Origin of the sequence: Streptomyces sp. NPDC058469 (assembly GCF_042721125.1) — a bacterium.
Taxonomy (GTDB): Bacteria; Actinomycetota; Actinomycetes; order Streptomycetales; family Streptomycetaceae; genus Streptomyces.
Window position 1 is genome coordinate 1 of sequence record NZ_JBHXME010000220.1, and the last position, 14,643, is coordinate 14,643.

At 67.8% G+C, this 14,643-nt stretch carries 13 protein-coding genes and 2 pseudogenes; 8 read left to right on the forward strand and 7 right to left on the reverse strand.

All coding sequences use genetic code 11. The annotated features are described in order from the left end of the window. Window positions 1–783: 783 nt before the first annotated feature. The 5 genes and pseudogenes from ACFWP5_RS47845 to ACFWP5_RS47865 all read left to right on the forward strand — a co-directional run bounded on the left by ACFWP5_RS47845 (window position 784) and on the right by ACFWP5_RS47865 (window position 4,830). On the forward strand, window positions 784–1,083 hold the full coding sequence (locus ACFWP5_RS47845; RefSeq protein WP_384172180.1) for a transposase: 300 nt from the start codon (window positions 784–786) through the stop codon (window positions 1,081–1,083). Next, window positions 1,080–2,105: an IS3 family transposase gene (locus ACFWP5_RS47850; protein ID WP_384172182.1), complete on the forward strand. Its 1,026-nt coding sequence runs from the start codon at window positions 1,080–1,082 to the stop codon at window positions 2,103–2,105. Before ACFWP5_RS47845 ends, ACFWP5_RS47850 begins: the two co-directional genes overlap by 4 nt. Next, entirely contained in the window at window positions 2,102–3,046 is a 945-nt protein-coding gene (locus tag ACFWP5_RS47855; RefSeq protein WP_384172185.1) for an alpha/beta fold hydrolase, read from the forward strand. The genes ACFWP5_RS47850 and ACFWP5_RS47855 overlap by 4 nt, the downstream gene beginning before the upstream one ends. 319 nt (window positions 3,047–3,365) lie before the next feature. Then, window positions 3,366–4,369 (forward strand): annotated as a pseudogene (locus ACFWP5_RS47860) (IS5 family transposase). 134 nt (window positions 4,370–4,503) lie between these two features. Beyond that, window positions 4,504–4,830, forward strand: coding sequence for a hypothetical protein (locus ACFWP5_RS47865; RefSeq protein WP_384172188.1), 327 nt, complete (start codon window positions 4,504–4,506; stop codon window positions 4,828–4,830). A 36-nt stretch (window positions 4,831–4,866) separates the two neighbouring features. On the opposite strand, the gene ACFWP5_RS47870 is transcribed toward ACFWP5_RS47865, so the two are convergent. After that, window positions 4,867–5,307 carry a hypothetical protein gene (locus tag ACFWP5_RS47870; protein WP_384172191.1) on the reverse strand — a complete coding sequence of 147 codons (441 nt, stop codon included), beginning with the start codon at window positions 5,305–5,307 and terminating at the stop codon, window positions 4,867–4,869. A 469-nt stretch (window positions 5,308–5,776) separates the two neighbouring features. Here ACFWP5_RS47870 and ACFWP5_RS47875 point away from each other — a divergent pair. Further along, window positions 5,777–6,159: pseudogene (locus ACFWP5_RS47875) on the forward strand (transposase); the annotation flags it as partial. Window positions 6,160–6,314: 155 nt separating this feature from the next. On the opposite strand, the gene ACFWP5_RS47880 reads toward ACFWP5_RS47875, so the two are convergent. The 4 genes from ACFWP5_RS47880 to ACFWP5_RS47895 all read right to left on the reverse strand — a co-directional run bounded on the left by ACFWP5_RS47880 (window position 6,315) and on the right by ACFWP5_RS47895 (window position 9,823). Then, complete coding sequence (locus ACFWP5_RS47880) at window positions 6,315–6,935, reverse strand: NAD(P)-dependent oxidoreductase (RefSeq protein ID WP_384172194.1); 621 nt, start codon at window positions 6,933–6,935, stop codon at window positions 6,315–6,317. Window positions 6,936–7,008: 73 nt separating this feature from the next. Then, window positions 7,009–7,818 (reverse strand): inositol monophosphatase family protein, encoded by an 810-nt coding sequence (locus ACFWP5_RS47885; RefSeq protein ID WP_384172197.1) that lies wholly within the window; start codon window positions 7,816–7,818, stop codon window positions 7,009–7,011. A gap of 447 nt (window positions 7,819–8,265) precedes the next feature. Continuing rightward, entirely contained in the window at window positions 8,266–8,793 is a 528-nt protein-coding gene (locus ACFWP5_RS47890; protein WP_384172200.1) for a hypothetical protein, read from the reverse strand. Between the two features lie 220 nt (window positions 8,794–9,013). Beyond that, window positions 9,014–9,823: an inositol monophosphatase family protein gene (locus ACFWP5_RS47895; RefSeq protein WP_384172203.1), complete on the reverse strand. Its 810-nt coding sequence runs from the start codon at window positions 9,821–9,823 to the stop codon at window positions 9,014–9,016. A gap of 125 nt (window positions 9,824–9,948) precedes the next feature. Here ACFWP5_RS47895 and ACFWP5_RS47900 point away from each other — a divergent pair, with 125 nt between their 5' ends. Then, window positions 9,949–10,860 (forward strand): LysR family transcriptional regulator, encoded by a 912-nt coding sequence (locus tag ACFWP5_RS47900; RefSeq protein WP_384172206.1) that lies wholly within the window; start codon window positions 9,949–9,951, stop codon window positions 10,858–10,860. Between the two features lie 47 nt (window positions 10,861–10,907). Here the strand turns inward: ACFWP5_RS47900 and ACFWP5_RS47905 are convergent, their stop codons facing one another. Both ACFWP5_RS47905 and ACFWP5_RS47910 read right to left on the reverse strand, forming a co-directional pair. After that, on the reverse strand, window positions 10,908–11,999 hold the full coding sequence (locus ACFWP5_RS47905; protein WP_384172208.1) for an IS630 family transposase: 1,092 nt from the start codon (window positions 11,997–11,999) through the stop codon (window positions 10,908–10,910). A gap of 589 nt (window positions 12,000–12,588) precedes the next feature. Continuing rightward, window positions 12,589–13,149 carry a TetR/AcrR family transcriptional regulator gene (locus ACFWP5_RS47910; RefSeq protein ID WP_384172211.1) on the reverse strand — a complete coding sequence of 187 codons (561 nt, stop codon included), beginning with the start codon at window positions 13,147–13,149 and terminating at the stop codon, window positions 12,589–12,591. Window positions 13,150–13,244: 95 nt separating this feature from the next. Between ACFWP5_RS47910 and ACFWP5_RS47915 the strand changes: the two genes are divergently transcribed. Further along, window positions 13,245–13,988, forward strand: coding sequence for an SDR family oxidoreductase (locus ACFWP5_RS47915; RefSeq protein ID WP_384172214.1), 744 nt, complete (start codon window positions 13,245–13,247; stop codon window positions 13,986–13,988). Window positions 13,989–14,643 lie beyond the last annotated feature (655 nt).

A 14,643-nucleotide genomic window follows, 5' to 3' on the forward strand; every position in this document is an offset into this window, starting at 1 on the left:
CGCACGATCCAGTACCGCCCCCACCTCATCGACGGATGCCTCATCGAAACCGGGTTATCACTCACACCGACGACAACCCGAGTTCAACCTCAGTAGCCGGGAGCCGGTATAGAAGTTGGGCAGCCTCCGGGACGCCAGCGAGACCCTAGTGATACCGGCATGCCCTCAACGCTATGGCCTTGGCGTGCACTCCAAGCAAGCGGAACAGGCAAGAAATCGGCAGAGTGCTCCCGCGGGGCGGCGGCCGCACCCCTGGGTGCTGTCGAGCCGCGGGGCCGCGCGGTCATGGCCTCGACTGCCTGGGTACCGCTGAACGCTCGGATGGAGGGGCAAGCCCGGGCGTACGAAGAGGGCCATCACTGATCCGGACCAAGGGCTCATACTGCTCCTGGCGCCTCACCCTCATCAGTAGAGGCATCAGGAAAATCCTCTTGTCCTGTCACGCCTCGCCGGATCCGCTCACGCTCAATATCGGCAGCGATTCGTGCACGCTCCGTCTCGTGCTCTTCCCTGATTACCGTTCGTTTGGCCTCGCGTTCACTTCCGCGACTCGACACCAGCAACTTCGCACCACGAAATCGAGCGCCTACTGACCAAAGCGCGGAACTGCATTCCCGTCTCCGTCAGTCGCACCCGGCCGTAGATGCCATTGACCATGCCGAACAACGCGGTCATCGAGATATCGTGTGCCTGTCTGTGATGTCAACGTGCACTGGGCTTGATCCGCTTTGACGGACATCTGAGATCAGGGGTTCTGCCCCGGGAGGATGTCCATCATGGAGCATGAGGAAGAAGAAGCCTCGGCCTCGCCGTTCGTTCACGCCGGAGTTCAAAGCCGAGATCGTCGAGTTGTGCCGACGTGGTGACCGCCCGGTCGGTCAGATCGCCAAGGACTTCGACCTGACCGAGACCGCGGTGCGGCTGTGGGTGAGCCAGGCCGAGACCGACGCGGGCGAGGGCGATGGCCTGACCAGCAGTGAACGTGAGGAGCTGGCCGCGTTGCGGCGGGAGAACCGCCGGCTGCGGGAGGACGTGGAGGTCCTCAAGCAGGCCACGGCTTTCTTCGCGAAGGAGACCCGGTGACGGTGCACCCGTTCATCGAGGCGGAGAAGCGAGACGGTCACAACGTCAAGCGCGCGTGTGAACTGCTGCAGGTCTCCCGAACCGCCTTCTACGCCCGCCGCAGCGGCAAGCCCGGCCCGCGAGCGGTCCGCGACGCCGAGCTGACCGAGAAGATCACGCAAGTCCACGTGAACTCCCGCGGGACCTACGGGGCCCCGCGCATTCACGCCGTCCTTCAACGGCAGGGCGAGGACTGCGGCCGTCGCCGCACCGCTCGGCTGATGCGCACAGCCGGACTGCGAGGCCGGCACCGCAGGCGACGGCAGTTGACGACGGTCCCCGACCCGCGGGCCGCCGTCCGGCCCGACCTCGTCGTCCGGGACTTCGCTCCCGACCCGGACGGCCTGGACACCCGCTGGTGCGGTGACATCACCTACGTTGCCACCGACGAGGGCTGGCTCTATCTGGCCATCGTCATCGACATCGCCTCCCGTCGCGTGGTCGGCTGGTCCACCGCCGACCACCTGCGGACCGAACTGGTCGCAAACGCCCTCCGGTCTGCCTGCCGCCGTCGTCGTCCCACCCGGCCGGTGATCTTCCACTCGGATCGCGGCTGTCAGTACACCAGTCAGCAATTCGCCGCCCTGGCAACGGAGTTGGGCATCCGTCTGTCCGTCGGCCGCACCGGGCAGTGCTGGGACAACGCACTCACCGAGTCGTTCTTCGCCACCATCAAACGGGAGTTGCTCGAAACGAGGACCTGGCCCAGCCGGGCCGCCGCCCGCACAGTCTTTGTCGCCGAACGAGGAGTAGATGGAACTGCGGTTCAATCCGGTCGTCCTGCAGAGGTCGTGGTCGTCGAGAGACGTGTCGGCGTATCCGGCCCGCCAGAACTGGACCATCGCCGCGTCGAGCGTGATGCCCACGTCGAACTGCTTCTTCCCGGCCATCACGCATGCACCTCGTTCTTGGACCAGCCGTTGTGGCCCTGCCCATCCTATCTTGAACTGACCAGTCCAAGATGCGGTAGGCTCAAGACATGACCGCCGACGCCATAGCCCCGAACCGCTCCTGCGACCAGAACCCGGTCCCCGGGTTGCCGCTGTACGACCTTGCGGGTTTCACTCACCGCTGGGTCGACGCGGAAGGAATCCGACTTCACGCCGTGGAAGGCGGCCGGCCGGCCGGTCCAAGCGTCGTCCTGCTCGCCGGATTCCCGCAGACCTGGTGGGCTTGGCGAAAGGTGATGCCAGGCCTTACCGAGCGATTCCACGTGATCGCGATCGACCTGCCGGGGCAGGGCCACTCCGACCGCCCTCAAGGGGGCTACGACACGCACACCGTCGCTTCGCGTGTCCAGGCCGCGCTGACCGCGCTCAACGTGCCGAAATACTGGCTCGTCGCCCACGACATCGGGGCCTGGGTTGCCTTCTCGCTGGCCCTGAAGTACGAAGAGCGCCTGCATGGTGTCGCTCTGCTTGACGCCGGCATTCCCGGAATCACCCTCCCGGACTCCATCCCAACGGATCCCGACCGGGCCTGGAAGACCTGGCACTTCGCCTTCCACCTGGTGCCCGAACTGCCCGAGACTCTGCTCACCGGCCGCGAGCGTGACTACGTCGGCTGGTTCCTGAAGGTCAAAGCTCTGTCCCCGAACACCTTCGACGGCGCCGAGATCGACCATTACGCCGCCGCCATCGCGGCCGAGGGAGGTCTTTCAGCGTGTCTCGCCTACTACCGCGACGCCGCGGAATCAGCGCGTAAGAATCATGCCGCTCTCGAACGAGGGCACTTGACCGTCCCGGTCCTGGGAATCTCCAGCTCCCATGGCTCGGTCCCCGACATGGCCGCCTCCATCAGCCCGTGGGCAGAGAACGCGACCGGCGTCTTCATCCCACAAGCCGGACACTTCATTCCCGACGAGCAGCCCGACGCGACTGTGGACGTGTTGACGGCGTTCATCGATCACGAGCGTGTCGAGTAGTTCGCGACGCGCTGGTCAGTCCGGTGACCTCGGCGAGATAGGCCAACAGCCGTGCCCCGGCCACCCCTGCACCGTCGGCGGAGACATGAAGCCAGGGACGCGAACCGATACCCTCCCTGCACGTAGAAAGTGCCGTCCATCTGGACCGACAGAACCCCTCGACAAGGTTCATCGTCCCAGATCAGAGGGCACTTTCGCGTTCCCGGCCACCAACCGGCCTCACGTCAACCGAAACGGCGAGGCAAGGGCGCGTATCGAGTCGTGATCGGCCTGCGGGATTCGGCTTCGTGGCGAGGGCTGGACCGATAGACCTTCTTGCGTGACGCGACTGCAACTGACCGATGAGGAATGGGAGTTCATCGGGCCGTACCTGCCGATCTGCGAGTACGGTCCGTACCCCGAGCGGCTGCGGCAGCAGTTCGAGGGCGTGATCTGGCGGTTCAAGACCGGCGGGCAGTGGCGGGAGATGCCGCAGGAGTTCGGTGCCTGGTCGACCGTGCACAACCGCTTCCGGCAGTGGCGGGACGGGTGTGTCTTCGAGGCCCTGATGGAGGGCCTGATCGCGGAAGCCGCGAAGCGGGGTGAGATCGATCTGTCCCTGGTCAGCATCGACTCCCCCACCGCGCGCGCTCACCACGATGCTGCCGGGATGCACCTGGGCGAGGACGTCCTCGGCGCCCTGGAGAAGGCTGCCACCGAGGCGGAGAAGGCCAGGTCAAAAGGGGCAGCCTCGAAGAACAAGACGGACAGGACGCCGAGTTCGATCCCGGGCGGGAGGAGCGACGGCGCATCCCACGGCGGCGAAAACTGAGGTTGAAGGCAGCCCTCCTGGGGCGTTCCAGGGGCGGGCAGTCCAGCAAGGTCCACCTCGCAGCCGACCGCAAGTGCCGTCCGCCGGCGTTCGTGCGGACCGTGGGCCAGGCTGCCGACAGCCCGCAGTTCCTGCCCGTGCTCAGGAAGTTACGGGTCCGCGGTCCCGTCGGCCGTCCCCACACCCGGCCGGACGCGGTCGCCGCTGACAAGGCCTACTCCTCCCGCGGCAACCGGGCCTACCTGCGCAGACGCGGTATCAAAGCCGTGATCCCGGAGAAGAAGGACCAGGCCGCCAACCGGAAGAAGAAGGGATCCGGGGGCGGCCGGACCGTCAGCCACAACACCTGCCTCTACAAGGAGCAGAACACCGTCGAGCGTCTGATCAACAAGCTCAAGGCCTGGCGGGGCATCGCCACCCGGTACGACAAGACCCCAGACAGCTACCTCGCCGGCCTCCACCTGCGCACCTCGGTGATCTGGATCAAAGACCTCACCCGGACCGCCAACTGATCACGACTCAATACGCGCCCTCGTCGCATCACTTGCCCGGTGAACTGCAAGTATGCGCCGCCCAGGCTCAGGGCGTGTTGGATCGCAGTGGCGGAAGAGGAGGGGGCAAGGACTCTCCTTCCGCAACAGTGACCGTGACCGCCACCGCGACGGGCGCAGACGTACAGGCGGGTGCCCCTTCCCCCAACGCCACTGGCGGGCCGCAGGAGGAGGCCGCGCCCAAGGGAGGGATTCCCGGCGATGGAACCTTCCTGGTGGGCAAAGACATCCACGCCGGCACCTACCGCAGCGAAGGCAAGAACACGTACGGCTGCTACTGGGCACGCTTGAGGGACACGACCGGCAAAGGCAGCGCCATCATCGCCAACGGCAACGCCCAGGGCCCGGCCATCGTCAAGATCGCCGCAGCTGACAAGGCATTCCAGACCACCGACTGCAAGCCCTCGGAGAAGATCGGCTAACCACCAGCCAGCGGAGCTCCGATCCCGCCGCCGCGGTCAGCGGCGGCCGGTGGCCAGGATGACGAGGAACTGCCCGCCGCCCGCCTCGATGTCGGCGGTCACCGGCAGCCCCGGTACCAGTCTGGAGAACCGGTCCACCAGCCAATCCGCCGCCTCCTGGGCGTCCCGTCTGGTCGGACAACGGCCCACCATCTCGCGGCCCCCCTTACGCTCCAGCCTCCCCGCAACGGTGATCAGCGGCGCGGGTTCGACCACGTACAGGCGGTCCGGCCAGGCGATGACCACCTTGACCGCGCCCTTACGGGTGTTGCACCCACGGTGCGCGAGCCGCTCGGCGACCTTGGTCTTGCGGTCGGCGGTCCGGCTGTCGACGCTGGGCCCCCGCGGGTCGTTCACCGACTCGTCGGGGTCGACCGGTTCGTCACACACCCAGCAGCGCCAGCCGTCACGCTCGGCCACATCATCAAGGAGACTCACCCGAGCAAACTAGCCTGCCCGGCCACCACTCCGCACACCAGGTGCTCGAGGAACGGGGCAACCTGCCAGCACCCGGCACCGCCACCACGCCCAGATTTCTCGACTGCCCGCTCCACGACGGTGGCACCCAGGCCAGGACACCACCGGACCGACGGCCCGGCCGCACAGGCCCGGCGAGCGCCGCCCGGCGGGCCTTCACGCCGTGAACGTGGCGGCACAGCAGGGCGGGCGGCGGAGTCCGGGTCCGGGGGCGAGGTCGACTTCACCGCTCAGATCCACCGGTCTGGAAACGACTGCAGGCGACAGACCCCACGCACAGGAGCCTTGTCCGTTGCGGACGCCAACGTCGTCACCCGATCCACACCCTTCTTCATGGGTTGATCCGGGTCATTCGTAGGATCGGGACACCCAGGAGTGCCGGGTGTGGCTGTCACCGAGAGCCGATGATGTGGCTTCCACTGATTGGCCGCCCGGCGCTCCACGACGACTCGGCGCGGAGTTCATCGCCACGACTGGCGGCGACATGTCTGCCTTCGGCAGTCCAGACCGGCTCGCCGGCGTCGCCGGGCCGGCCCCGGTCCCCCGAGACTCAGGCAAGGTCAGCGGCAACCTCTGCAGACCCCGCCGCTACAACCGACGGCTCCTGCGAATGTTCTACCTCTCCGCCCAGGTGGCCGCCGTGTGCCGTCCCGAGTCCAAGCGGTTCTACCAGCGCAAACACGCTGCGGGGAAGCCCACAAGCAAACCGTCCTGGCGCTTGCCCGGCGCCGCCTCAACGTCCTATGGGCCCTCATACGAGACCACAGGCACTTCGAGACCGCCGCTGCCCGCGCCGGTGCCACAGCGACATGACGCCTTCACACCGCACGTCACCACAGCCACTTGACAACCTGATTGGGAATCAGTGGCCACTCTGAAATCGCTCAGTAGCGTCTCGCGCCTGTCCGTCGATTCGGGTCAGGCCGGGCCAGGCGCAAAAAAGAGCAGCGTGTACGCCAGGCAGACACTCAGCGGTCGAGGGGCACGTAGGTGCCGTCGGGTAGGTCCGGTGTTTCGGCGGCGTCGAGCAACGCGGCGGCGACGGTGGCGCGGCTGACGCGGGCGGGGAAGAGCCGATGGGGTGCCTGGCTCAAGTCCACGGTGCGACGGTGTTCGCTGAGCGGTCCGGCAGACAGCGGCCCGCAGTGAAAGACCGTGCCCCCGGCGTCGAGGATGGTGGTGTCGGCGGTGACCTTGTCGGTGAGTTCGGCACCCATGGCCCGCAGCAGGGTGCGCGTCAAGGCGCCGGCCGCGGCGGCGGAGGCTCCGGTGCCGAACGCCCCCATCCAGATGATGCGCTCGGGGACGGCGGCCACGGCGGCACGAGCACCTGCGGTCAGCACACCGACCTGGTCACGGCTGGGGATACCCAGTGCGGAGATGATGGTGGTGGCGTCTTTGAGCGCACGGCTGATGGCGTCGGTGTCCCGTACGTCAGCGCGCACTCGGATCATCTGGTCGTCATGACCGGTGGCCGGGAGGCGGTCGGGATTACGGGCGACGGCCGTGACGGTGTGGCCACGATCAAGGGCCTGCTGGATCAGCAGCTGCCCGGTGGCGCCCGAAGCGCCCAAAACAGTGAGATGCATGGTTGAACTCCTTATAGGCAAGCGGCACTTGGGGGTTTGGCGATTTCCGCCGGGTGACAGACGCCGCAGCGGTTCAGGTGGTACTGGAAAGCACGTTCAGAGCGGCGGCGTGCACTCCTGGCGCGGCGACCAGCAGGTCGGCACCCTGCCGCCAGGGCCGGCCGTACAGGTCAGTGGCTATGGCGCCGGCTTCGGTGGCGAGCAACACACCAGCGCCCACCCCTGACATCTCGGGCTGGAACTGCCAGTAGGCGTCGTACTGGCCGGCGGCCACGCCCAGCAGCGGGAAGGTGGTGGGGACGGTGCTGCGTACCAGCAACGCGTTGCCCAGCATGGCGGCGAATGCCTTCGCCATGTGCCGGCGTTGCGCCTGGTCTTCGCCGCCGTCCTGGCTGGTGGTCATCATCGCCACTTTGAGGTCGTTCTTGGCGGACGCCTGTAGCCGGGTTCCGCTGCGGAAGGCACCTCCGCCGCGCACGGCGGTATAGGTGAGGTTGCCGATGGGCTGATGCACCACGCCGAGCACAGGCTCGTTGTCGCGGACCAAGGTGAGGGTGGTGCCCCATTCGGTCAGCCCGTGCAGGTGGTTGATCGCGCCTTCGACGATGTCGCTCACCCACCACTCGCCGGCGGGCAGGCCGCCTTGGTGCTGTTCCTCCTCATCCTCGCCCAGCCAGTTGGCCTGCGGGCGGATCGCGGCCAGGGCAGCCTGAACGCCCTCGGCGGCTTCTTCTTCCATAGGTCCGAAGCGGCTCATGATGTCCTCACGGGTGGCCGGTCGAGCATCTGGTGAGTAGCGGGCAAGTACGCGGGCGCCGATCCGTTCGGCGACCTCGACGACGGCGGGGAGCATTGCTGAGTCGTCGGTAATCGTGCTCGGCACGGCAGGAGCGGAGTTGGCAGGAGCAGACATGGCAGGGGCCTCCGAGAGGTAAGGGATATGAGCAGAAACTGCTACTTCAGCGGTGGTTGTTCATGCACGGGCGATGCGAGGCGCCACCGAGGTCGGCCAGCGAGGCGGCCGAGGGCGGGGTTCAAAGGGTTGCGGCGGGCAGGGCGAGGGCGTGCAGAGCCGACGTGCTGACGCGATGCTCGTCAGCCGGCTCCGATGGCCGGCCCTTCACCGGTGATGACTCCGCCGGTTCCGGCGAGCAACACCATCCTGCCCAAGCCAGACCGCGCGCTCCTCGTACTGCCAGTGCATATGCATACATCCTGCGGCGACCCGAGACATCTGGTGGATGGCCGGCACGGGCGTACGCACGTAGAGGACCGCACGCGGCACCACGCTGGCCAAGGCCCCCTGTGCCAAGATCGTCCGGGTGCTGCGTTACTTGCGAACTCGGCCCCACGGTTTGAAGACCGAGAGGACCATGGCAAAACTCAACAGCGCCATGGCGGTGGCGGCGAGGAACGAGACGAACCAGATGTCCTGCAACGGCTGCTCGCCCGTGGCGAGTTCGGTGACGGGACCCAGGAACGCCAGCATCATCGCGCAGGCGATGAAGTTGAGGACCAGCTTCACGGCGACCCACCAGTAGCGGACGAGGCCCCACTTGGTCGCCAACCCCAGTAGGGCACCGGTGAGCAGGCAGACCGTCCCTGCTACGAGTGCTGAGAGCAGAAGAGGGACGACGAAAAAGTCCGCGAGTGCGCGATATACGGTGGTGCGGTCCTCACCCGCGCGTACCCAACCGATCGCCACCAGGACGATGGAGATGGCATCGATGCCGATCCAGGCTCCCGCCGAGGCGACGTGCGTGACCAGGATGCTCTTGCGCAGCCGGACCGGGATGCTCCACAGGACCCGGCGAGCCCGTTGCGGTGGGGTGATTGGCGCTGTGGAAAGCGTGGTCATGGCTGTCCTAGTCTGTGGATCGGCTCGGCTACGGCTCAGCAGTCGGAGCCTGTGACGGGGCCCGCCCTCAACGGACGGGTGACATACGGTGTGCGGCCGTCCGGCCTGTCTGTCTGTCTGTCTGTCTGTCTGTCTGTCTGGAGCCAGCCACAACACCCTGCTCGGCCCGCGCGATTGCGAGTTGGGTGGCAGGGCCAGGGTGGTCCGGCAGGGGAGTTGGTCAGATCGAGGACAGGACGTCCAGCGCAGCGGTGTGGATCTGGGGGGCGGCGGCCAGGAAATCGCGGCTGGCCGCGTTCCAGGGCTTGGCGTCCAAGTCGGTGACGGTGCCTCCGGCCTCGGCGACCAGCAGGGCGCCCGCGACGAGACCGGAGCGGACGTCGGAGAACTGCCAGAAGGCGTCCATACGTCCGGCGGCGACATGGATGAGCTGCAGCGTGGCCGGCACGGACACACGTACAACCAGACCGGCGACGAGCATGGCGGTGACCGATTGCCCGATGCGGCGGAAGGTGTCGGTGCTCTCGCCGGGCCGGGCCTGTCCGGTGCCGATCAATGCGGCCCCCAGGTCACTCTTCGCCGACACCGTCAGCGTACGGCCGTTGAGGTGGGCGCCGCCGCCGACGGTGGCGGTGTAGGTGTCGCCGGTCTGCGGGAGGTGAACGACCGTGAGGACCGGCTGGTTGTCGCGCACCAGGGTGGCGGTCACGGCCCAGTCCGGCATGCCGTGAACGTGGTTGATGTTGCCCTCTGCCGGGTCGACGACCCACCACTCGCCCTGCGGGAGCGCCCCGCCGGCCAACTCGTCCTCCGCCCACCGCGATCCCGCCCTCGCCCGCAGCAGCGGCTCTCGCAGTACGGCGAGGACTGCGTCGTCATTCGCGTGGATCTCGCCGACGACCTCCTCCAGGCTCACGCCCCGGGCATGGGTCGTGTAGCGCTCCTGAAGGGTGACTCCGGCGTCCTCCACCGCAGCAGTCACCGTGGACAGGAGCGTGGCGTCGGGGTCAAAAGGTATGGCTGTGGGCATGGGGCATTCCTCTTGGGTCGGTAGAAGCGGGGTGTTCCCGGACGCTGTCCCTGCCCCGCACCTCGAAGGTAGAAGCCGTCATTGTTAACAGCAAGTGCATCTTTGTCACTTGTATAGTTACTGGTATGCAACTGGACTTGAACCTGCTCGCCGCCCTGGACGCGCTCCTCGAGGAAGGAAGCGTCCAGGGTGCCGCCGCCCGCCTTCATGTCACCTCACCGGCGATGAGCCGCTCTCTGGGCCGTATCCGCAAGGCCACCGGCGACCAGATCCTGGTCCGCACCGGGCGCCACATGACTCCCACCACCCGCGCCCTGGCCATGCGCACCCAGGTCCACGCCTTGGTGCAGCAGGCCCACCACCTGCTGTCCGCTCAGACGGAACTCGACCTGGCGAGGCTGGAGCGCGTGTTCACCGTCCGCTGGCACGACGCCCTCGCCACCACCTGTGCAACCGCCCTGATCGCCGCAGTGCACCGCCAGGCCCCCGGGGTGCAACTCCGGCTGACCGCCGAGCCCGGTGACGACACCCCCGAGCTACGCCGCGGTGAGGTCGACCTCGCCTCCAGTGATGGCCCGCCGTCCCTGCCCGACATCCGCCACCGCCTCATCGGCCGCGACCGGCTCGTCCTGGCCGTCCGCCCAGGCCACTCCCTCACTCAACAGCCCGTCACCCCCGAGAGATACGCGGCGGCCGATCACCTCACCGTCTCCCGGCGCGGACTCCTCCACAACCGGATCGACGACGCCCTGAGCGCCCTCGGCCACAAACGCCGCGTCATCGCCTCCGCCCCCACCACCGCCACCGCACTCCAACTCGCCCGCGACACCGACCTCGTGGTCACCCTCCCCGACGTGGTCACCCGCTCCGTCCGCCACCAACTCGGCCTGACCACCCTGCCAGTGCCACTCGACCTACCCGAAGTACCCCTGCACCTGCTCTGGCACCAACGCCACGACAACGACCCCGCCCACACCTGGCTACGCGAAACAGCCACCCAAACCCTGCGCACTCTGTTCACCTCACCCAGCCAGTAGCAGCCCAACAGGCCACACCCACCAGACCGCAGAGGGCGGATCATGAGTTACTGAACTCGTCGGATTGTTGACAAGTGGTGGGTGAGGGTGAGTCCGGTGTCGGCGAGGCAACCGTCGATGAGGTCGGGCCGGAGCTGGATATGACGCAGGCCCCGGCGCAGAGTGCGTTCGAGATGCTCGTCGTCGGTGAAGGCGGTGTTGGCCAGCGGGCCCCGTCGTAACAGCGACCAGACGCTCTCCACCGGATTCAAGTCCGGTGCATAGGAGGGCAGTTGCACGATGGTGAGCCAGTCACGTGCGGCCGCGTACTCACGCATCCCGGCGGCCCGGTGGACGGTGAGGTTGTCCCGGATCAAAACAATGGGGTCGCCGAGCTGAATGTGCGCGCGGACGGCCAGGTCGCGGTAGCCGCTCCAGGAGAAGCCGTCGCGTCCGGTGCCCTTGTGCTTGCGGTGACGGCGCGGCCGGTAGATCAGCCGGGACGTTTCGCCCGGCCGGTAACAGCACATGGCGGCGATCGACCAGCGGCGCCAGGACCGGCCCCGCACCCGCACCACCGGCGTCTGCCCACGCCGGCCCCAGGTGCGGGCCCGTGGCGGAGTCATCGAGAACCCGGCCTCGTCCTCGAAGACGACGAACGCCCCGAGCGCCGCCGCAGTCATTCCGCCTGCGGCCACATCCTTCTTCCACAGCCCGACCGCATGCTCGTCACGTTCCAGCGCGCGGCGGGCGGGAGACTGCCAGGACCAGCCGTGGCGGTGGAGCAACCGCCATACCGCCGCCATCGAGCAGTCGATCCGGAAGCTGAAGGCGATCAGGACTCTGATCCGTGCCAGAGTCCACCGCTGGTCCTCCCAGCCGTGTTCAGCGGGGCCGAGGGCCAACTCCTTCTCCAACTCGGCGAACTGGTCGTCAGACAGCCTGGGCAGTTTCGGCGGCCCCGCGGTGGCGAGGGCGTCCATCCCGCCCTCCCGCCGGGCACGCCGCCAGCGTTCCACCGACCGCTCACTCACCCGCAGATCCCTCGCGATCACCGAGCTCTTCTCGCCGCGGGCGAACCGCTCACCCGCCTCGTACCGGATCCGCTCACGAAACTCTCGCCGCTCGGCGGTCAATCCGCCGCCCTGCGCGTACCGCATACCACCGGCCTACCGCAGAGATCGGCACCCGACAACAACCCGAAGAGATCAGTAATCGGGGTCCGGGCGCCAGGTACGGGACGGGGATTGGCGAAGTCCCCGAGCAGCGGCGTGCAGCAACAGGCGATGGAAAGCCGGTAGGTCTCCGCAAGGCCGGACTCCGGATCGGGTTCCCCGTTCCGCCGTCGGATTCCGCCGGGGCGAATGGGGGCGAAGTCGCTGGGGATCATCCAGCACTCGAAATCACTGATCACCTGGGTCGCGATCATGCTCACGAACAGGCGCATCACCCGCCGGACCTCCCGCGGGAACGGACAGGCAGTACCGCGCGAGGCGGAACGGGAGTGATCGTGTTGAAGGTGGTGGTCACTACCGCCACCCGTTCCTGCCGCGTTCCCGGCCCTTTCGCTCTCCCAGGACGGCGTTCAGCGGGCCGGGCTCCGGAGCACCGTATCCCTGACCTACGGCCTGCACGCCTCGTCAGCAGAAACGAAGTCGAGCGCAAGAACGCCTTCGTGGACGCCAGCCGGCCGCGCCCGCCTCAGCCGAAGGCGCCCGACGGGCGGCTCGCGCTATCCCCACCGGCCCCTCACCGGTCCGCGTCCTGTCGGCGTAGGCCGTCGAGGATGACGTTCATCAGGGGACGCGCCGTTGATTCCCATTCATCCCGGTCCAGTCGGCCGAGGTAGGCGATGAGCAGGAGGACCCCGTGGGCGTCCACGTCCATGCGGATGGAACCGGCCGCCTTCCCGGCGTCCAGCAGGTGAGCGAGGGCGTCTTCGATGGGGTTCTGGCTGTGGGCGACAAGGTCTTGCCACGCCGCCGGCTCGAGCGCTGCCAGGACGCCGTACTTGATCTCGGCGTAGTCGATCACTCGGTCGAGCCAGTGGCGCAGGGCTTCCACGGGCCCGTGTTCCGCCAGCAGAGCGGAGGCGGCGGCCACGAGTTCCTCGACGTCGCGCCGGTAGACCTCGGCGAGGAGCGCTTCGCGGTTGGGAAAGTTCCGGTAGAGCGTTCCCTGTCCTACGCCGGCACGCTTGGCGATCTCGTTGAGGTGGACGTGGCTCGACTCGGCGAGGGCCGCGCCGGCGGCCTCGACGATGCGGATCCGGTTCTGCACGGCGTCCGGACGGCGTGCCGGCGTACTCATGGGCCTCTCCTCATGTTCCACCCCCGACAAGTGGACACGTGTCCGGTAGGGTGAAACAGACAGCGGACACGTGTCCACTTTACTTGGAGGCAGCAGTGCTCTCTCTTCACGGCAAGATCGTCGCCATCACCGGAGCGAGCGGCGGCATTGGCGAAGCCACAGCCCGCCTGCTCGCCCGTCGCGGCGCCTCGGTCGTCCTCGCAGCGCGCCGCAGCGAGCGCATCGACGCCATAGCGCAGGACATCCAGGAGGAAGGGGGCCGCGCTGCCACGTGCGTCGTCGACGTCACCAAGGCTGAGGACCTGCAGCGACTGGTCTCCACCACCGTCGACCAGTACGGCCGTATCGACGTACTGGTGAACAACGCCGGCATCGCCCCCATCAGCCCGCTGGCCGACCTCGACACCGAAGGCTGGTCGGCCATGATCGATGTCAACCTTCGCGGCACGCTCAACGGCATCGCCGCCGCCCTGCCCGCCTTCCGCGAGCAAGGGTCGGGCCACCTGGTCAGTATCGTCTCCGTGGCCGGCCTCCACGGCACGTCCCCCTCGATGGCGGTGTACGCCGCGACCAAGAACGCGGTGCGCACCGTCCACGAGGGGCTGCGCACGGAGTCCACCGACGGAGTGGTGCGCACGACAGCCATCTCGCCGGGATACGTCCGCACCGATCTCGCCAGCTCCATGGCAGACCCGCACGTCCGCGAGCAGATACGCAAGAACATGGACGCGATGGGCATCCCGCCGGCGGCGGTCGCCCGCGCGGTCGCCTTCGCCATCGAGCAGCCGGGCGACGTCGAGATCGGCGAGATCAACGTTCGCCCCACAGTCCAGGCATGACCCTTCCTGTCACCGGCCGACTGAGACCGCCCCAGCCGCTTACGCAACGCCGCTGTCCGGCCGACATGCCGACGAGCGACTCCGGGCCACCACCCGATCCACAGCGGTGTGCCGCACCTGAAGCAGTGAGGGTGAGTCGCCCTCGAGCCCGCGCCACCTGTGCCGGCCCCCGCCGTTACCGGGCGATAGCCGCCGTAGGGACCCGTCCGGCGACCGTCGGGGCGGATCGCCGTGTACCTCCGAGCCACCCGTAGCCAACCGGTCGTCGCCCCCTCCAAGGGAAGACGGCCGCGCCGCTGATGGCGGCCGCGCTGTCGGACGGATCGTCGGACGGCTGGAACAGAGTGGCCTTCTCGCCATCGCCGATGTGCGGGCCTGTGGTCGTGCCGTTCAACAGACGGACCACCGAGCCCGCCGTCCGGACCTTGTCTTCCCGACGGCCCAGGCGGATTGCCGGTCCGGGAGGGACGTCGAACGCCCCCCTCAACGGCACGGGAGCCTCGCGCGTTGCGGACACCGCCCCCCCCTTGCCCGATCAGCAGCCACGCTGAAAGGCTCCCTCCGAACTTCAGACCCTGATCAACGCCGTCGGCGCCGGCAGACCCCTCGACCTCTACTGCCCGACCTGACAAACCACCGTCGGCCGGGCCACCAC